At 64.1% G+C, this 18,246-nt stretch carries 20 protein-coding genes; 15 read left to right on the top strand and 5 right to left on the bottom strand.

The window, feature by feature from the left end:
- Positions 1-7: 7 nt before the first annotated feature.
- Positions 8-451: a MaoC family dehydratase gene (locus tag ACY9XZ_RS15415; protein ID WP_463457905.1), complete on the top strand. Its 444-nt coding sequence runs from the start codon at positions 8-10 to the stop codon at positions 449-451.
- 70 nt (positions 452-521) lie between these two features.
- Positions 522-1,874, top strand: coding sequence for a methyl-accepting chemotaxis protein (locus tag ACY9XZ_RS15410; RefSeq protein ID WP_463457904.1), 1,353 nt, complete (start codon positions 522-524; stop codon positions 1,872-1,874).
- Positions 1,875-1,877: 3 nt separating this feature from the next.
- Here ACY9XZ_RS15410 and ACY9XZ_RS15405 read toward each other — a convergent pair whose 3' ends face one another.
- A complete protein-coding gene (locus ACY9XZ_RS15405; RefSeq protein WP_463457903.1) occupies positions 1,878-2,276 on the bottom strand; it encodes a universal stress protein in 399 nt (132 codons plus the stop codon).
- A 99-nt stretch (positions 2,277-2,375) separates the two neighbouring features.
- Here ACY9XZ_RS15405 and ACY9XZ_RS15400 point away from each other — a divergent pair, with 99 nt between their 5' ends.
- From ACY9XZ_RS15400 to ACY9XZ_RS15390, 3 genes are all read left to right on the top strand, one after another.
- Positions 2,376-2,975, top strand: coding sequence for an N-acetyltransferase family protein (locus ACY9XZ_RS15400; RefSeq protein WP_463457902.1), 600 nt, complete (start codon positions 2,376-2,378; stop codon positions 2,973-2,975).
- Positions 2,976-3,085: 110 nt separating this feature from the next.
- Entirely contained in the window at positions 3,086-3,598 is a 513-nt protein-coding gene (locus tag ACY9XZ_RS15395; protein ID WP_463457901.1) for a gamma carbonic anhydrase family protein, read from the top strand.
- Positions 3,599-3,830: 232 nt separating this feature from the next.
- Positions 3,831-4,598, top strand: coding sequence for an IclR family transcriptional regulator (locus ACY9XZ_RS15390; RefSeq protein WP_463457900.1), 768 nt, complete (start codon positions 3,831-3,833; stop codon positions 4,596-4,598).
- Here the strand turns inward: ACY9XZ_RS15390 and ACY9XZ_RS15385 are convergent.
- Positions 4,578-5,444 carry a UbiA prenyltransferase family protein gene (locus ACY9XZ_RS15385; protein WP_463457899.1) on the bottom strand — a complete coding sequence of 289 codons (867 nt, stop codon included), beginning with the start codon at positions 5,442-5,444 and terminating at the stop codon, positions 4,578-4,580. The genes ACY9XZ_RS15390 and ACY9XZ_RS15385 overlap by 21 nt on opposite strands.
- Positions 5,445-5,551: 107 nt before the next feature.
- On the opposite strand from ACY9XZ_RS15385, the gene ACY9XZ_RS15380 reads away from it, so the two are divergent.
- The gene (locus ACY9XZ_RS15380) at positions 5,552-7,099 is read left to right on the top strand and encodes a class I adenylate-forming enzyme family protein (protein ID WP_463457898.1); all 1,548 of its coding nucleotides are present in this window, start codon (positions 5,552-5,554) and stop codon (positions 7,097-7,099) included.
- Positions 7,100-7,182: 83 nt separating this feature from the next.
- Here the strand turns inward: ACY9XZ_RS15380 and ACY9XZ_RS15375 are convergent, their stop codons facing one another.
- The gene (locus ACY9XZ_RS15375) at positions 7,183-8,592 is read right to left on the bottom strand and encodes an SLC13 family permease (protein ID WP_463457897.1); all 1,410 of its coding nucleotides are present in this window, start codon (positions 8,590-8,592) and stop codon (positions 7,183-7,185) included.
- An 88-nt stretch (positions 8,593-8,680) separates the two neighbouring features.
- Here ACY9XZ_RS15375 and ACY9XZ_RS15370 point away from each other — a divergent pair, with 88 nt between their 5' ends.
- On the top strand, positions 8,681-9,304 hold the full coding sequence (locus tag ACY9XZ_RS15370; RefSeq protein ID WP_463457896.1) for an MBL fold metallo-hydrolase: 624 nt from the start codon (positions 8,681-8,683) through the stop codon (positions 9,302-9,304).
- Here the strand turns inward: ACY9XZ_RS15370 and ACY9XZ_RS15365 are convergent.
- Positions 9,301-10,050, bottom strand: coding sequence for an ABC transporter ATP-binding protein (locus tag ACY9XZ_RS15365; RefSeq protein WP_463457895.1), 750 nt, complete (start codon positions 10,048-10,050; stop codon positions 9,301-9,303). The two genes, ACY9XZ_RS15370 and ACY9XZ_RS15365, sit on opposite strands and share 4 nt — an antisense overlap.
- A 93-nt stretch (positions 10,051-10,143) precedes the next feature.
- On the opposite strand from ACY9XZ_RS15365, the gene ACY9XZ_RS15360 reads away from it, so the two are divergent.
- The 8 genes from ACY9XZ_RS15360 (at position 10,144) to ACY9XZ_RS15325 (ending at position 17,485) form a co-directional block, all read left to right on the top strand.
- Entirely contained in the window at positions 10,144-11,520 is a 1,377-nt protein-coding gene (locus ACY9XZ_RS15360) for a CoA-binding protein (protein WP_463457894.1), read from the top strand.
- Positions 11,513-12,256 (top strand): acetate--CoA ligase family protein, encoded by a 744-nt coding sequence (locus ACY9XZ_RS15355; RefSeq protein ID WP_463457893.1) that lies wholly within the window; start codon positions 11,513-11,515, stop codon positions 12,254-12,256. Before ACY9XZ_RS15360 ends, ACY9XZ_RS15355 begins: the two co-directional genes overlap by 8 nt.
- Complete coding sequence (locus ACY9XZ_RS15350) at positions 12,253-12,657, top strand: acyl-CoA thioesterase (protein WP_463457892.1); 405 nt, start codon at positions 12,253-12,255, stop codon at positions 12,655-12,657. Before ACY9XZ_RS15355 ends, ACY9XZ_RS15350 begins: the two co-directional genes overlap by 4 nt.
- Before the next feature lie 70 nt (positions 12,658-12,727).
- On the top strand, positions 12,728-12,898 hold the full coding sequence (locus tag ACY9XZ_RS15345) for a hypothetical protein (RefSeq protein WP_424330420.1): 171 nt from the start codon (positions 12,728-12,730) through the stop codon (positions 12,896-12,898).
- Positions 12,899-13,049: 151 nt separating this feature from the next.
- On the top strand, positions 13,050-14,159 hold the full coding sequence (locus tag ACY9XZ_RS15340) for a cupin domain-containing protein (RefSeq protein WP_463457891.1): 1,110 nt from the start codon (positions 13,050-13,052) through the stop codon (positions 14,157-14,159).
- 110 nt (positions 14,160-14,269) lie between these two features.
- The gene (locus ACY9XZ_RS15335) at positions 14,270-15,511 is read left to right on the top strand and encodes an amino acid ABC transporter substrate-binding protein (RefSeq protein WP_463457890.1); all 1,242 of its coding nucleotides are present in this window, start codon (positions 14,270-14,272) and stop codon (positions 15,509-15,511) included.
- Between the two features lie 10 nt (positions 15,512-15,521).
- The gene (locus ACY9XZ_RS15330; protein ID WP_463457889.1) at positions 15,522-16,403 is read left to right on the top strand and encodes a branched-chain amino acid ABC transporter permease; all 882 of its coding nucleotides are present in this window, start codon (positions 15,522-15,524) and stop codon (positions 16,401-16,403) included.
- Positions 16,400-17,485, top strand: coding sequence for a branched-chain amino acid ABC transporter permease (locus ACY9XZ_RS15325; protein ID WP_463457888.1), 1,086 nt, complete (start codon positions 16,400-16,402; stop codon positions 17,483-17,485). The genes ACY9XZ_RS15330 and ACY9XZ_RS15325 overlap by 4 nt, the downstream gene beginning before the upstream one ends.
- A gap of 16 nt (positions 17,486-17,501) precedes the next feature.
- On the opposite strand, the gene ACY9XZ_RS15320 is transcribed toward ACY9XZ_RS15325, so the two are convergent.
- A complete protein-coding gene (locus tag ACY9XZ_RS15320; protein WP_463457887.1) occupies positions 17,502-18,206 on the bottom strand; it encodes an ABC transporter ATP-binding protein in 705 nt (234 codons plus the stop codon).
- Positions 18,207-18,246: the final 40 nt, after the last annotated feature.

The raw sequence follows: 18,246 nt of genomic DNA, 5'->3' as shown, positions 1-18,246 counted from the left end.
AACTCGTATGGAATTCTACGAGGATCTCTCGCTCGGCGACGTGCGTCGTTCGGATGGATACACTGTCTCGAAATCCGAGATCGTCACGTTCGGGGAAAAGTACGACCCGCAACCGTTCCACACTGACGAAGATGCAGCCGAGGACTCCGTCTTCGGCGGGCTGGTCGCATCGGGGTGGCAGACCGCCGCGATATGCATGCGCCTCCACGTCGAGAGCAGCGAGGACACGGCGACACTGGCAGGTGTCGGCGTGGACAACCTCCGCTGGCGTCTGCCGCTCCGGCCCGGTGACACGCTGCGATTGCGGACCGAAATCATCGACAAGCGACGCTCCGAAAGCGATCCGACCCGGGGGTTCGTCACCACCCGCCACGAAGGCCTGAACCAGGACGACGAACTGGTCATCTCGTACGAGGCGACGGCCATGGTCCGCCGCGAGGCCGACGAGTGACGACATAGCGGAACCGCCACCCTACCCGTACGAAACTTCTTAAGATAGCAGGTGAACCTTGTATCCAAACATGTCCGGATCCACCCCAGATAAGGCATCACTCGCGCCCGAACGGTCGGAGGCGCGCGACGAGACCGAACGTCTCCGCGCCGAGCGTGACCACTGGCGTCATCTCTTCGATCAACTCGTCGCATTGTTCCCGGAACCGGTCATCGTCGTCGACGATGACGGTCGTCTGACTCACTGGAACGAGGAACAGGAGGCGTTCATCGGCATCGATGCGGAGACCGCACTTGATCGCCCGGCACACGAAGTTGTCGGGACCGAGGAAGTGACCGAGACGCTGGCAGAGGAAGTCGCGCGGACCGGCGACCCGATCAGGGAAACTGACGTCAGGTCCGGCACGCACGACGACGGGACGGACTGGCACGTCCGCGCCACCGGCGTGCCGCTGGTCGCACCGAGCGGCGACGTTGTCGGGTCCTTCGAATACGTCAGTCGCGTCACCGATCTCGTGGAACAACGCAAGTCGATAGAACAGCTCCAACAGAAGGTAAGCGAGGAGATCGAGACCTCTGTCACAGATCTCGAATCGGCGGCCGAACAGGTGACCGACAACGCGGAGGAGATTGCAGATATCGCGGAGCAGGAGGCCAGCAACGTCGGTGACGTGGATCAGGAGATACAGACGCTGAGCGCGGCGACTGAGGAAGTCGCGTCGAGCGTCGAGACGATCAGCGCCCAGAGCGACGAGACGGAGTCGCTGGCCGAGGACTCGGAGGGTGCCACCCGCGACCTCCTCGAAACTGTCGAGGCTGTCACTGACGCGAGCGAGCTGATGGCGGCGGACGCGACCGAACTGGCCGACCGGATCGACGAGATCGACGACGTGGTCGCGACCATCGACGATCTGGCAGAGCAGATCAACATGCTGGCGCTCAATGCCTCAATCGAGGCTGCCCGGGCCGGTGAAGCGGGGGAAGGGTTCGCCGTCGTCGCCGACGAGGTGAAGAACCTCGCCGGCGAGTCCCAGGCGGAGGCCGACCGCATCGAGCAGTTGATAGATTCGGTCTCGGAGATCGCGACCGAGACGGTCGACAGCGTGGAAGCGACGACGGAGATGGTCTCGGAGATCGACGCGAAAATCCGGGAGGTAAACGGGAACCAACAGCGGATACAGGAGTCTATCACGGATATCTCCACCCAGTTGACACAGATCGCCGACGCGACCGACGACCAATCAAAGAGCGCCGAGGAGATCGCGGCCCTGCTGGATACGACGGTCGAGGGCGTCAAACGGGTGGCTGACGAGGTATCAGAGCTGGCAGCCGCGAACCAGCGGCAGACGTCCCAGCTAGCCCAGATACGGGAGAGCGTCGAGTCGTTAGAGCGGAACCTGGACGAAGCCATCGACGCCCGCTGACACCTACTCTTCTTCGCTCCCACAGACCAGCACCGGGCAGTGGGTCCCGAGAATCACGTCCTGTGTGACGCTCCCGAACAGGGCCTTGCCCGCCGGGGTTCGCTTGCGGCCCCCGACACAGATCTGATCGACGTCGTACTCCTCGGCGTATCTGAGGATCTCGCCGGCCGGGTCCCCGCTCGACTCCAGGAGTTCAACCGTCACGCCGGCCGCCTCCAGTCGGTCTTTGGTCTCTCTGACCGCTTCGACCTGATGGACGGAGGCGCCCTCGGGGTTGTCGTCGAACACGTGGAGCAGATAGGCTTCGGCCCCGTCCGCGGTTTCGACCATGCTTTCGACGGCGTTGATCTGTGCGCGTGCCTGTGAGAGGTCGTCGTCGAGTGCGACCAGGAGACGTACCATACCCCACCATTCGAAACGGGGCTTGTTATATCCACTGTGTGTTCTCAGCCTGTGATGTTCGCGGTACCAATTAACTGTCTGGGGGTACAGTGTGTGCACATGGGACATGAACGCGAGTGGGCCTGCACCGGGTGGGACAACAGCGAGTGTGTCGGGACCCCGCTCTGTCCCCCGCGCTGCCCGCGGTTCCGTGACCGGGAGTCCGTCCAGGGCCTCGTCCGGCCACACAGCGCCACCGATACGGACGAGCTCGTCGAGATGTATCTGGGCCTCGATCCAGCGGACAGGACGATGGGGCTCCCACCTGCAACTGAATCCATGCTCCGGTCCTGGCTCGACCGGTTCATCGACGACGGCTGGAGCCTCGTCGCCGAGACGGAGTCGTCGATAGTTGGCCACACGGGCGTGACACCGACGGACGCCTCGGAGCCACACCTGGTCGTGTTCGTCGCCAACGACGCCCGGGGCCGCGGTATCGGCTCGGAACTGCTCCGTCACCTCATCGCCCACGCGGCTGACAGCGGCCACGACGCCCTCACGCTGACTGTCGCCGCCGACAACGATGCCGCAGTTACAGTGTATGATAATCTCGGGTTCGATGTCGTCGAACAGATGCGGGGTGAGTTCGAGATGCGTCTCTCGCTGGCGGAGCCGGTTGCGGAGCGGGTTCAGCGTCCACCGGCCGAGCGAGAGAGTTGAGAGCACCCGGTTCACGTCCACTGATCAGTCGACATTTGTTCGATGTGGTCGAACACGATGGCAGTGACTGGCCACCTATGTTTTAGTCCCTGCATCGCGGTTGGGTGAGTATGCAACGGTCAACCGTGCACGGAACCCCACAGATTGCGGACGAGGCGTTTGTTTCCGAGATGGCCTACGTCGTCGGCGACGTTACGGTCGGCGAGCGGTCCAGCCTCTGGCCGTTCGTCTGCCTGCGAGGCGATGGTGGGGCCGTCACCGTGGGGACAGAAACGAACGTACAGGAGTTCACGATGCTCCACGGGGCGACGCTCGGGGACGAGGTGACGGTCGGCCACGGTGCAGTCGTCGATTACGCCGATGTCCACAGCCACTCGCTGGTCGGTATGGGGAGTGCGGTGATGGGTGGGGCGACGGTCGAATCCAACTGCATCGTTGCGGCCAACGCCGTCGTACGGCAGGGACAGCGTATCCCAGAGGGGCACATGGCCTACGGCGTGCCGGCCGAGACGCGCCCGCTCAGCGACGAGCAGATCGCCCAGATCGGTACCACACACGAGAACTACGTGGAGTTGGCAGCCACGTACCGTGGCACCCCAGCTGACGCGGCCGACGACCGCTGATACTGCCGGTTGTACACCAGTGAAATACTTCATCACCCCTGAGTGGGGAATCTCTAGTCGGATGGACAGCCAACAGTGTGCGGTGCTCGGGGATTGCATAACATGGGTACGTTTGTTATTTATTTCTGGTATGAACGAATGTGTAAAATTCGATGTTGTCGAACAGAGTGTGTTACCACCTGCCGTTGGCTAGTTCGCAATGCTTAATTATGGAGTATCGCTTGGGCAATGTATGGGCCAACGTTCGAAAAGCGGGAAAAGAATCAAATCGGACGAAACGCTGTTCGCCCTCATCGAATGTATCAGAGAGTTCGATGGGGCTGGCGTGACGGAATTAGCAGAGCAACTAGATATCGCCAAGAGTACCGTTCACGGCCATCTAACGACCATGCGCGACCACGGCTTCGTCGTCAAACGCGGGTCGGAGTACCACCTCGGGCTGACGTTTTTCGACTACGGGCAGTACGTCAGGGGGCAACTGGGTATCTTCCGGTCCGGGATGCAGGCCGTCGACGAACTGGAGAAGGCCACCGGAGAGATGGCGTGGCTCATCACCCACGAGAACGGCAAGGCCATGTACATCTACGGCAGGGGCGGGCAGAACGATATCGACATCAACACCATCCTGGGGACCTGGGCGTACATGCACTGTAACTCCGGCGGGAAGGCCATCCTCGCACATCTGCCTGAGGAGGAGATACACGCTATCGTCGACGAGCACGGGCTGCCAGCCCGGACGGAGAACACCATCACCACGCGGGACGCGCTGTTCGAGGAGCTAGAGCAGATCCGCGAACAGGGCTACGCCCTCAATCGCAGCGAGGACCTCAAGGGCGTCCACGCCATCGGCATCCCGCTGATGTTCGGCGGGGAGATACAGGGCGCGCTGAGCATCGCTGGCCCCGCCCACCGACTCTCACAGGAGCGTTGTGAAGGGGAAGTGCTCGACCAGCTCCGGGCCGCGACCGACGAGATAGAGCTAAACCTGGCCTACCGCTGAGGCGAAGCGGCCCAGTATCGCCCACCCGTGACAGCGGCCGTTACAGACCGCGACGAACAGGACGCCGACGAAGGCGTAGCTGAGTGCCATCTGTATCCTGACGGCCCAGCGCGGCGCTATGGCTGGCGTCGCCACGGCACAGCCAGCGGCGGGAAGGAGTGCTATCGCTGCACGTCGGGGGAGTATCCCGATACTGACGGCTCCAAGCACGACGAGCGCCGCCGCGGCGAAACAGCCGACCGCGACCCACGTAGCACCGGTTTCGGTCGCGATGACGGGGACAGTACGTTTCCCGACTGTCGCGTCGAATGCCGCGTCGAGGCGGTCGATACCGACCTTGATGCCGGACAGCAACGCCGCGATGCCCGCGGCCACTGCAAGGACGTCCGGCGTCAGCCTATCGGCCTGTGCAGCGAACCCGCCACTCAGCGTGATGGCGATTCCCAGCGGGTAGTCGACGGTGACCGGAACCGGATGCCTGTCGAGGTACGGCGCGTGTAGTAGGGCGAGACAGAGCAGGGCCAGGACGGAGAAAGCGGCGAGTAGCCCGGCGGTGAGCACTAGCGACGAGGCCAGCGCTAACGCGACGATGACGGCGGCGGCTGTCGCCCACCGATAGGCCGCCACCGAGAGCGGTGGCGTTTCCTCGCCGCGAACGTGGCCGTCCACGAACCCGTCGCGCAGATGGGCGACGAACAGGGTCGTCGCGACGGCACCTGCGTGCAGGGCCACGACACCGGCGCTGACGCTCGATGCGAGCAGCGCCCCGCAGACCGACGTGGCGACGACGGGGAGCATGAACACCGGGCGGACGTGTGCGAGCAGTCCGGCGATGTGTCGTGACATACACCGAGTTCTCGGTGGATTCGTATAAGCCACACTGTTGCGGTGACATCCCTGTAACCAGAACTATTAATATTGCAGTTCATCTGGTAGACGGTAACAGAACCACCATGCAACTCAGAGAGGCATTTGCCCGGACAGTACGGTGTTACCCGGAGCAACCGGCTGTCGTCACAGACGACGGGCGGACCGTCACCTACGAGCGACTCGACGAGCGCAGCACACGACTTGCCAACGCAGTGCATCAGCGGGTCGGTGAGCGGCGATGCGCCGTTCTCACGCTGAACGGCCTCCCGGCGGTCGAGTCGATGCTCGCCGGCAACAAGCGCGGCGTCGGGACCGTCCAGTTGTCCTACCGCGCGACAGTGGCGGAACTGGAACGGATGGTGGAGACGGCGTCGGCGCGTGCACTCGTGTTCGACGACGCCAACACCGACACGGCGCTTGCCCTGCTCGACAACGGCGGCTTCGAAGCGGCGATTCACGCCGGGGACCGCTCCATCGACCACGAACGCGTCGAGTCCTACGAGGCGGTCCTCGACGACGCCGCTCCGGACCTCGACCCCGCCCTGCCGGTCGGCGACGAGTGTGGCGTCCTCTACACGAGCGGGACAACTGATACGCCAAAAGCTGTGCCGTTCGACCAGGAGCAGCTCTGGTACGGTGCCATCCAGGTCATCATGGAACACGGTATCGACGAGACGGACACGGCGCTGTGCACGACGCCGTGGTACCACATGGTGACGACCGACGCCTGGCTCTATCCCCACTTCGTCGCCGGTGCGACGGTCGTCCTCCACACCTCCTTCGATCCCACGGAGGCGCTGGAACTCATCGAGGACCACGGCGTGAGCGGCCTCCTCGCCGTGCCGACGCAACTCAGAGCCATCAACGGCGTCCAGCGGGACGCTGGCTTCGACGTGGACTCACTGGGATACATCCGGACAGGCGGGTCCATCGTCACCGAAGACCTCGTCGAAGCGACCAGCGAGCTCCTCACCGACCAGGTGTACAACACCTACGGGATGACAGAAGCCGGCCCCGACCTGACCTTCGCGCACCCGAGTACACAGGCCGACCACCCCGGAACCATCGGCAAGTCGTCGTTCTCGTGGGAGATCCGTGTCGTCGAGACAGCCCCACTCGACGAGGACCCGGACCCCGAGGCGACCGTCGACGCTGGCGAACGCGGCGAGATAATCGCCCGTGGCCCCGGGATGTCAACCGGATACATCGACAACCCCGAGGCCGAGTCGAAGTCGTATTTCGACGGATGGCTCCGCACCCGGGACGTGGCCACCGTCGACGAGGACGGCTACCTCTACATCGTCGACCGCGTGGACAACATGATCGTCAGCGGCGGCGAGAACGTGTACCCTGCCGAGGTCGAGGAGACGCTGGAGGCCCACTCCGATGTCGAGGAGGTCTGTGTCTTCGGCCTCGACGACGACACGTGGGGACAGGTCGTCACGGCTGTCGTCGTCACCGACGGGGACCTCACGGCCGAGGACCTCGACACGTACTGCCTCGAAACGGAGGCGCTGGCGGACTTCAAGCGCCCGCGGGAGTACGCTGTCACCGCCGACCCGCTCCCGCGGTCGGACACGGGCACGGTCCTCAGAACGGACCTGATCGACGAACACTTCGACGACCGGTAGCCGCGGCTCATACTGTCGGACCCTGTCACGAATTTTGCCACTTCGGAATGGCGAATATCTTCTCGAAGTTACGTCCAACAGTATCAGAACAGCAGGGTGAAGATCGCGATCTGTACGGGCACGAGCAGGAGTAAGGTCGCGAGCGAGCAGACACTCGCCATCTTCGTCAACTCCATCGAGTCGACCACGTCCAGCCCGAGGATCGCGACCAGTACTGCCGACTGATAGGGGAAGAAGTACGCGTTGAGCGCGACGGCTTCCGTCATCGCCACGGGGACCAGCGGAATCCCCGCGCTCGTGGCAAACGAGACCAGGACCGGCGTGAGGACGCTGGCGACCGCGAGCCCCTCCATCACGAGCGTCAGCGCCAGTGCCACGACGACGACGACGACCAGCACCAGCGGGAGCGATGGGTCGGCCGGCAGAATCGAGAGGAGACGGTTCGCGGCGAGGTCGGTGAAGGCTGTCTGTCGGAGCCCCTCAGCGATTGCGAAGATCGCTCCGAGGAAAAACAGAATCGAGAAGTCCGCGTCGCCGACAGCGTCGGGTCCCACGACGCCGATCCGCGGGGCAAACGCCAGCAGCGTCACGACGACGGCCCCGAACAGCGGGTGGAGGCCGTGGACGAAGTCAGTCGCCCAGATCACCACGCCCAGGAGCAGAAAGCCGAGCATCCGGCGTTCGCGGGCCGTCGTCGAAACGCTCTCTGTCCCTTCTGGCGTCGTCACGCCGTCTCGGTCCCGGGGGCGGTACAATAGGTACGTGATTGCGACGATGAGAACCACCCGGCCGATACCCATCACCGGACCGAGCCACAGCGTCCATTCGGTCCAGGTGATCGCCGGGCCGCCGCTTGACTCGACCAGCCCGGTGACGATGATGTTCGCCAGCGACCCGGTGAGGATGCCCGAGGAGCCATAGAAGGTCGCAAACAGCGGGCCGAGGAAGATCCCGACCGCCGCTCGCCGTTCATCGAACAGTTCGCCCAGCGACTGGAGGATCGGTGCGAGGATGAGGACCCGGACCAGCGACGACGGGATCAGTACCGCCAGCGCGAGGCTCCCGAACGAAAGGACGACGAGCAGATAGCGGTACGCCGCGACGGCGTCGGTTGCGACGGACACAGGCATCCGGTGCAGTGCCAGCCGTTCGACCAGGTCCGCGAGCCCGCTCTGTCGAGCGCCCTCGCCGATGAGGATGCCGACGACGACGAGCCACGTCGCCGGCGACTGGAACCCGGTTAGTGCAAGACCCGTAGAGAACGTGACGCCGATGAGACCAATGCCCAGCAAGGCGGTAAACCACGGTTTAACTGGTGCCCCGATCCAGAGAGCGATACAGAACAACGTGATAGCGAGCATTCTGGCCGCGCCGGTCGACAGCGGCGCGTACCGGAGGACGGTTCCGGCCGCGAGCACCCCGGCCGGCACCGAGAGCCACGAGGGGTCGATCCCCCGGAAGACGCTCGCCCGAATCGCGGTTTCGTCCGACATTCTGGCTACCGAATGCCACATTACCCACCACTATCAGCGTATCGGTGCCGAAAGACGCTTGCGGGGGCCGGCCCACGATCCGAGTGAGATGCCGACAGAGATTGCCCCGGACGTATACGATATCACGGTCAAGACAACCCCGGACGCCCGCTATCGGGTCTACCTGTTCGACGGCGAGACGCCGACGCTCGTGGACACAGGGTTCGATGACACCGTCGACACCCTCGCCGACGCACTGGACGACCTCGGTGTCGTCCCCGAGCGGGTACTCATCACCCACGGCGACCCGGACCACATCGGCGGCCTCGACGGCCTCGCCCAGCGATACAACCTCGACATCTGGATGCCCGAGGGAGTCGAGACCGACGCCGCCGTCGACCACCGGTACAGCGACGGCGACAGTATCGGCCCGTTCCGTGCCGTCCACGTCCCCGGCCACACGCATGCGCATCACGCACTCATCGACGAGGGACGCGGCATCGCCATACTGGGTGACGCGGTGTTCGGCGCTGACGCTCGCGGACTCCCGGCGGGGTATTTCGTCCTCCCGACGGCGTTCTTTTCGGCGGACGTGGCCGCTGCTGACGAACACCTGGACCGACTGCTTGACTTCGAGTTCGACATAGGACTCGTCTACCACGGCTCCAACGTCACCGAAGACGCGAGTGAGAAGCTAGCGGCGTTCGTCGACTTCGCCGGCAAACCGAGCTAGTCGCCGGTGACGGCGTTCGAGAGGTCCTTGTTGGCGTGTTCGCCGAGATACGCCTCGATGACCTCGTCGTCGTTCTGTATCTCCGTGGGCGTTCCCTCGGCGATGAGCCGGCCGTTGTTCAACACCATGACCCGTTCGCTGACGGTCATCAGCGCCCGCATAACGTGGTCGATGAGAAAGACCGTCTTGCCCTCGGCTTTGATGTCGCCGATGAGGTCGACGATGTCCTCGGTCTCTTCGGGGTCGAGACCGCCGGCCACCTCGTCGAAGAGGACGAGTTCGGGGTCTGTCGCCAGTACGCGGGCGATTTCGAGGCGTTTGAGCTGGCCGACGCTCAGCTCTCCCGGCTCGGCGTACTGGAGGTCCGCGAGGCCGACGAACTCCAGCATCTCGCGGGCCCGGCCACGAACGTCGTCGAACTCACTGCCGCCGAACTCCGCACCGACAGCGACGTTCTCGAGCAGCGTCATGCTCTCGAAAGGCCGGACGATCTGGTGGGTCTTCGCGAGCCCACGGTGACAGATCTCGTGTGAGGGTTCGCCGGTAATATCTTCGCCGTCGAAAAACACCCGTCCTTCGGTCGGTTCGTGGACGCCAGTGACGGTTCGGAACAGTGTCGACTTCCCGGCCCCGTTCGGGCCGATGAGGCCGATCGCCTCGCCACGCTCTACGGTGAACGAAACGTCGTCGATCGCGACGACACCGCCGAACTTCTTTGTCAAGTTCTGTCCTTCGAGCAGAGCCATTGCTGAATGGTATCCTATCCACTCAAATAAACCTACCCCTGTGACGTCCTATCGAGGGAAAACGCTTTGAGCAAGTTCCGACAACTAGCGGCCGTGACTCTCACAGAGATGTTCGAACCGTCGGCTGTCGCAGTCGTCGGTGCCTCCGAGACCGAAGGCAAGATCGGATACGAGGCGATGGCGAACGCCACGGAGTTCGACGGGCCGGTGTACCCGGTGAACCCGTCCAGCGACGGGGATCTGTTCGGTGTACCGTTCGTCGATTCGGTGACCGATATCGACGACGACGTGGATCTCGCGCTCTGCTGTGTCCCCGGTCCGGCGACTCCCGAGGTCATAGCGGACTGTGGGGAGGCCGGCGTCGGCGCGGCGGTCATCTACGCCGGCGGCTTCGCGGAAGCCGGGGACGACGGCGAGCGCCTGCAGCGCTCGGTCGTCGAGACGGCCGAGGAGTACGGTATCTCGCTGCTCGGGCCGAACACGAGCGGGTTCGTCGTCCCTGCGACGGATCTGCTGTGTTCCTTTGCCAGCGGCGCTGAGAAGCTACCGGAAGGAAACACCGCCGTCATCGCCCAGAGCGGCGGTATCGCACACGTCCTCGCCTTCCAGTCCCGGAGACAGGGCCGGGGCGTGTCCGCGATGGTCGGCCTCGGCAACCGCGCGAACGTCGGGTTCACCGAGACTATCGAGTACTTCGACGGCGACGACCGGACCGACGCTATCGTCCTTCACGTGGAGGGGACCGACGACGGCCGCGGCCTGCTGGAGGCCTGTCGCGACAGCGACACGCCCGTTATCGCCTACAAGGTCGGGCAGTCCGATGTCGGCGAGTTCGCCGAATCCCACACGGGTGCGCTCACAGGTGACCACGAACTGTACACCGCCGGGTTCGAACAGTACGGCGTGCCCACGGTGACGGCGACCGACGAACTACTCGACGCCGCCGCGGCGCTGGGCGACTCGCCCGCGCCAGCGGGCCCCAACGTCGGCGTCGTCACCGCACAGGCCGGCCCGGGGATCATCATCACCGACCGCCTCCAGCGCGGTGGTGCCCGCCTCCCGTCGCTGACCGCGGAAACCCAGGAGCGGATCGACGGGATCCTCCCGGGCGTCACCTACACCGGCAACCCTGTCGACACCGGTCGGCCGATGCCGGCGTTCGGCGAGGTCGTCACGGCCGTCGCCGAGGACGCCGCCGTCGACATCGTCCTGGTGTACGAACTGTTCGAACAGTCGGTCGGCTTCCCCGTCGACGCACTTGACGGTCTCGCCGAGCGCGTCGACAAGCCGGTTCTGTTCGCCACTGACGGCATCGAAGAGGATATGGCCGAGGATAGCGCGGCGCTGGCAACGGCAGACGTGCCGGTGTTCGAGACTCCCGAGCGGGCCGCCGACGCCGCGGCCGTCCTCGCCCGATACGCCGAGATGCAGGCGGACGAGGCGGACTCGGAGGTGGTCGCCGATGACTGACGACCCTATCGCGACCGCCCGCGCCGACGGTCGGCAGACCCTCACCGAAGCAGAGGGCAAACGATTGCTCGCGGGCGCGGGCATCGAAACGCCGTCGTTCGCACTCTGTGAGACCCCCGAGGCGGCCGTCGAGTCGGCCGAAGACATCGGCTATCCGGTCGTCGTGAAGATCTCCGCGCCGTCGGTTACCCACAAGAGCGAGTGGGCCGAAGGCGCGGGCGTGGCCGTTGGGCTGGGCTCGGCCGAGGACGTGCGTGTGGCCGCCGACCGCATCTTCGAGGCGGCAGCCGCCCGGGATATCGAGGCCGAGATCCTCGTCGAAGCCGCGATGGACGTCGACGCCGGGACAGAAGTCATCGTCGGCGGGCTCCGTGACCCCTCCTTCGGCCCGGTCGTGCTGACGGGACTGGGCGGGGTGTTCACCGAGGTGTTCGAGGATACCAGCCACCGGATCGCGCCTATCGACGCCGCCGAGGCCCGTGACGCAATCGAGGAACTCCAGGCCGCGCGGTTGCTGGAGGGGTATCGCGGGAGCACCCCCGCCGACGTGGCCGAACTGGCGGAGGTGGTAGCGACTGTCGGCGACCTCGTGACCGAGTACCCCATCGCTGAACTCGATGTCAACCCAGTACTGGCGGCCCCCGACGGCGCTGTCGCACTGGACGCGCTCGTGGTGCTGGAAAGCGAGCCGACCAGCGACACCCCGGCCGATGCCGAACTGGAGGGACAGCGATGAGCTACGAACGCGTCTGGACGGTTCGGTTCTCCGATAGCGACCCGTTCGGCATCGCTCACTATCCCCGCATCGTCGACGCGCTGCACGAGACATCGGACATGTTTATGGAGGAGATCGGCTACCCGTTCTGGGAGATCTCCCAGGACCACGGTTTCGGCCTGCCACTGGTCGAGATTGACTTCGAGTTCGAGTCGCCGGTCGAAGCGGGCGACGAAGTGACCATCGCCCTCACGCCGGACGTCGGGACCCGGAGCGTCCGGTTCGACTACACCGCGACCTGTGACGGGACGGTCGCCTTCGAAGGGTTTGAACAGCGCGTGTGTGCCGAACACGGCGGCGGTGGCGCTATCGAAGTCCCGGCGGAACTGCGGGACGCCATGGCGGCGTACGCCCCACAGTAAGTCCCAGCGGCCGAAAGTATGCTTCCAGAGTAACGAAGCGTTTTTATCGATTCCACAATGTCTTATTGGTATGGCGGAATTCGAGAACCCATACGCCGAGGAAGACCCGTTCGTCGAAGCCCACTTCGACTGCCTGAACTGCGGCGGTAAACTGTGGGAGTACGCCATCCAGGGGTCGATGGTCTGTGAGGACTGTCGGTCGATGTACCAGTCGGCCGAGATCTTCGACGCACAGGCCTGACCCGGCGTGGACGGCCGACGATAGTGCTCGACCCGAGGGACACAGCGACAGCCGTGTCCCTCGAAAACACTCGATATAGGAACTCTGGCGGTGGATTAGTCCGTAATTCCATTACACTTATGTTGGTGCTGTGGTAACATATTGGTAGACCATGTCCCAGCAAGAGGAGCAGGACCCCCAGGAACAGGAGCTGGAGGACCAGCTCGAACTAAGTACCGACACGCGGGAGATTCTCGAGCGGCACAACCTCCGTCCGCTGTGGGAAGTCGAGGACGACTTCGGCAACACCATCGACGACCTCGAAGCGGATATCTGGAAATGGGAGGACATCCAGGCGGCTATCGACGGCGTCGAGAACGACGTTCCCATCGCGGACCTCCCGCCGGGCTTCCAGCGGCGGGTCGCCGTCCCGATCAACGCCTCGTTCGGGAACGCGATCTCGAACACGATTTACGTCGGCGTCCAGACCGTCTCGCCCGGTGAGACAGCCCCCTCACACCGCCACGGCGCGAACGCGCTTCGGTTTACCATCGACGGCAGCGAGGACATGAAGACCGTCGTCGCGGGCGAGGAGTTCCCCATGGAGGACAACGACCTCGTCACCACGCCACAGTGGGAGTGGCACGACCACGTCAACGACTCCGACGAGACGGCGGCCTGGCTGGACGTGCTGGATTTGCCGCTGGTGCTGGACTCGCTGAACGCCCGCAACACGTTCGAGAACCACGAACTCGAACGACAGCCGGTCACCAAGACACAGGGGTACTGGGCCTCACAGTACGGCCGTGGCCGCCCGGACGAGGAGGCGAAAGACGGGGGTATCCCCGGTCCCTTCGAGGGAATCCGAGAGGCGACGCCGCCCTATCGCTTCAAGTGGTCGGAGATGGTCGAGTCACTGCACCAGCGGGCCGACAACGACGAGCCGGACCCATACGACGGCTATAGCCTCTCGTATGTCAACCCCGCTACCGGGTCGCCGCCGCTGTTCCCGACGATGTCGTTCCGCGCCCAGTTGCTGCAGGAGGCGACCGACGCCCACTTCCACAACGCCACGGAAGTGTTCTTCGTCGTCGAGGGCGAGGGCGCGACGCACGTCGACGGCGAGGCGCTCGAGTGGAGCGAGCGGGACATCTTCGTGGTCCCCCCGGATGCGACCCACCATCACGAACCGGACGGCGACGAGGCCATCCTCCTTGGGATGACCGACCGACCGGTGTTCGAGGCGATGAACTTCTACGCGGAAGCCAGCCCCTCGTCGTAACCCGGTCGCCCACTGTTCGGGCTCTTTTATCAGCCCAATACCCGTTACGTCAGCGGCCCACACAACAACGGGTATCTTTATAATCTATCATCGATATCAGCCTATACGGTATGGTTAACGACGATAGTCCAGTCACACGTCGCTCGTATCTCAAGGGAACCGCCGGTGCTGCTGCGATGGCTAGCCTCGCCGGGTGTGCTTTCGGCGGCGGTGGCGGCAGTGACGAGACGCTCACAATCGCCGGGACAGTCCCCGAGACAGGGTCGTTCTCCTCGCTCGGGCAGGATCTGCGCCGCGGGTACGAACTCGGACAGGCCCAGATGAACGAGCAACTCGACCGAGACGTCGAGCTCATCCTGCAGGACGACGAGAGCGACGCACAGACGCTCCGGCAGAACCTCCAGCAGATGACCAGCAACAACGACGTCAACATGATCTGGGGAAGTTTCTCCAGTCTGCTGGTCACCGCCGGGAGCGCCTTCGCGGAGAACCAGAACCTCCCGTTCCTCGGTATCGCGTTCGCCTACGAGGAGCCCCACCGCAACGATAACTACGAGTGGACGTACTCGCCGTTCCCGAAGTCCCGCGACGTCGCCCGGTCGACGCTCGGGACCCTCGAACTCATCCCGGAGAGCGAGCGGCCGAGTCGCGTCGGCATCTGGGAGCCAAACTCCGGCTGGGGGAGAGAGCAGGCCGAATACTGGGAGAACCGACTGGGCGAGGCGGGCTACGACATCGTCCTTCGCGAGACGTTCGAGATCGGGTCACAGGACTTCTCGACGCTCATCAGCCAGTCCGAGAGTGCTGATGTCGAAGTGCTGCTGTCGAACCCGACGCCGGGTGGCGGCATCACGGCGGTCAACCAGATGCAGTCGAACAACTGGTCGCCGGACATGCTCAAGTTCGTCCGTGGTGCCGACCCGTCGGCGTGGTGGTCGGCACTCGGCGACGCAGGCGCGTATGCGCTGATGTGTCCGGGCTGGGTCCCCGGCCTGACCGGCAACGGCAACCAGGAGCTCCGAGAGACGTACATGAGCGAGTACGAGACCGAGAGCCAGTACATGCCGGTCAACGTCGGCGGCTCGTACAACCTCACGCAGGTCGCGCTGCAGGCGGTCCAGGCCGCCGGCTCCATCGAGGCTGAAGACATCCGGAACGCGCTTCGCAGCGAGACCTTCCAGACGGTCATCGGGGAGTTCGGCTTCGAAGACAACGGACTCCCCGCGGAGGGTGAACTGACGGCTCCGACCGGCCAGTGGTGGGACGGCGCGCAGCGCCTCGCCTACCCAAACACCGACTCCGAGCGGTCACTGGAGTTCAGGTACCCCATCCCGCCGTGGAGTGAGCGGTAACCTCTCGACAATGGTAGCAGGAGAACTCGTTTCACAGTCTATTGTCAACGGGCTGTTGCTGGGCGGGATTTACGCCGTCGCAGCCCTGGGCCTGTCGCTCGTGTTCGGGATCATGGATATCGTGAATCTCGCACACGGCCACATGCTGATGGTCGGCGCGTACGTCGCCATCATCCTGTTCGCGGCGACGGGTATCACTCCGCTTCTTGGCATGTTCCTCGCCATCGGATTGCTGTTCGTTCTCGGCGTCGTCTTGCAGAAAGTGCTGCTGAAACACGTCGTCGGGGAGGGTATCGAACAGCCTATTATCATCCTGTTCGGGCTGGCACTGATACTGCAGAACATCGGCCAGCTGGTCCTGGGCGGCGACGCGCGGACCGCCGACCTCGGTATCCCTGGCAGCGGTCTCGACCTCGGATTCGTGTTCCTTTCCCTGCCGCGCACGGTGACGTTCGTCGTCGCAGTGCTTCTGATCGTCAGCACCTGGGCGTTCCTCCAGTACACGCGAACGGGGCAGGCTATCCGCGCGACCGCACAGAACCGGACCGCGGCTAAACACATGGGTATCGACACGGACCGGATCTACGTCATCACGCTGGGGATCGGCACGGCGCTTGCCGGCGCAGCCGGTGCGTTGCTCTCGATGCTGTTCCCGATCGACCCGTACATCGGGTGGTCATACCTCCTGAAAGCGTTCGCTGTCGTCGTGCTTGGCGGTGTCGGGAGCATCCTCGGGACCCTCGTCGGCGGCGTCGTTCTCGGCGTCTCGGAAAACCTCGGCGCGCTCTACCTCGGTGGCGGCTACCGAAACGTGGTGAGCCTGCTCATCTTCCTCGGGGTGCTGTTGCTCAAGCCCGAGGGGCTGTTCGGTTCAGGGGGGGATGGTGAATGAGCCTGCTCCAGCGCCATCCGGAGCAGTCACTGCTTGCCAACCGACGGTTGCAGGCCATCGTGGCGGTCGCCGTTGTCGTGCTTGCGCTCGTCCCACTGACGACGACCGATTCGCTCACCGGGCTCATCCTGACGGGGTTAGTGTTCACGATGCTCGGCGTCTCGTGGAACCTGCTGGCCGGCTACGCCGGACAGATCTCGCTCGGCCACGCCGCGTTCTTCGGCATGGGCGCGTACGTCGCCGCGTGGCTGACGACCCCTGGTGCAGCTGGTTTTCCGGCCGCGATACAGCTCCCGATTCTTGTCGCCGTCATCGTCGGCGGGCTGGCCGCGGCGCTGATCGCGCTCGTCATCGGCCCAGTTATCTTCCGGCTGAGCGGTCACTACTTCGCCATCGGGACGCTCGCGCTGGCGGCGGTTATCGAACTCGTGATGCTCGACCAGCGCTCGCTGACCGGCGGATCCTCGGGGTACTACGTCCAGGGTGACCTGAGCGTCGGCAGCGTGCTTTCCCACGGCGATATCATGTTCTTCCTGACGCTCCTGGCGACGGCCCTGACGATTGCGATCACGTACCTGATCGTCGAGGGGTCCGGTGGGCTCGCGATGAAGGCCATCCACGACGACGAATCGGCCGCGAGCAGTCTCGGCGTCAACCCGCTGAAATACAAGATGTACGCCTTCGTGGTCTCCTCGTTCTTCGCGGGGCTCGCGGGAGCGCTATACGGCCACTACACGCTGTACATCAACCCGGGGTCCACACTGGCGGTGACCTGGACCATCGACTCGCTGGTCATCGTGATTCTGGGCGGGATGGGAACCTTCGCCGGGCCGATTCTCGGTGCCGGCCTGTTCCTCCTGCTCGACACCGGCCTCGCGTCTATCGTCGGTAGCGTCGCGACATCCATCGAGGGGACGCTCATCATCCTGTTCATCATCTTCCTTCCGCAGGGGCTGTACGGACTCGCTGAGGACTACCTCATCGCTGACACGGGCGGTTCAGAAGCGCCGTCGAACTCGGATACGATTCCGAACGACGAGGCGGTCGAAACCGAGCCGGGCGTGACACCCGACGAAGAATAACCTACAGCAGTCCGTCTTACGCTCCGAGATACGATTCTTCGACGCGTTCGTCCTCCGCCAGCTCGGCGGACGTCCCGGAAAGCGTTACCTGCCCCGTTTTGATGACGTAGCCGCGGTCGGCCACGCGGAGCGCGTTGTAGATGTCCTGCTCGACCAGTAACACCGTCGTTCCGGTCTCGTTGATCCGCTCGATCGCCTCGAACACGTCGTCGACCAACACCGGCGCAAGGCCCAGGCTGGCCTCGTCCAGCAAGAGGAGGTCGGGATCGCTCATCAGTCCACGACCGATAGCCAGCATCTGCTGTTCGCCGCCCGAGAGCGTGCCGGCGCGCTGGCTGGCCCGCTCTTCGAGTCGGGGGAATATCTCGTAGACGGTTTCGAGTCGCTCGTCCATCCCGCTGCGGTCGATGTATGCCCCGAGCTCCAGGTTCTCACGGATACTGCTATCGGTGAAGATCTCCCGTCCTTCCGGAACGTGAGCGACGCCCATCTCGACGACCTCTTCGTGGGGCATGCTGCCGATACTCTCCCCCTTGAACCGTACTTCACCGGCCGTCGGCTGGAGATCACCACAGATCGTCTTGAGGGTGGTCGTCTTGCCGGCACCGTTGGCGCCAAGCAGTGCGACGGTCTCGCCTTTCTCGACGGAGAGACTGACATCCCAGAGCACCTGCACGTTCCCGTACGACACGTCTATCGAATCTACTTCGAGGAGCGCCATCGATTACCACATGATTTATCGCCGGTTTTCTTAAGTGTAC

This window comes from Haloarcula sp. HT12 (assembly GCF_055271655.1).
Note: the sequence above shows the minus strand (reverse complement) of the source record. Positions and strands in the feature narration are given on the sequence as shown.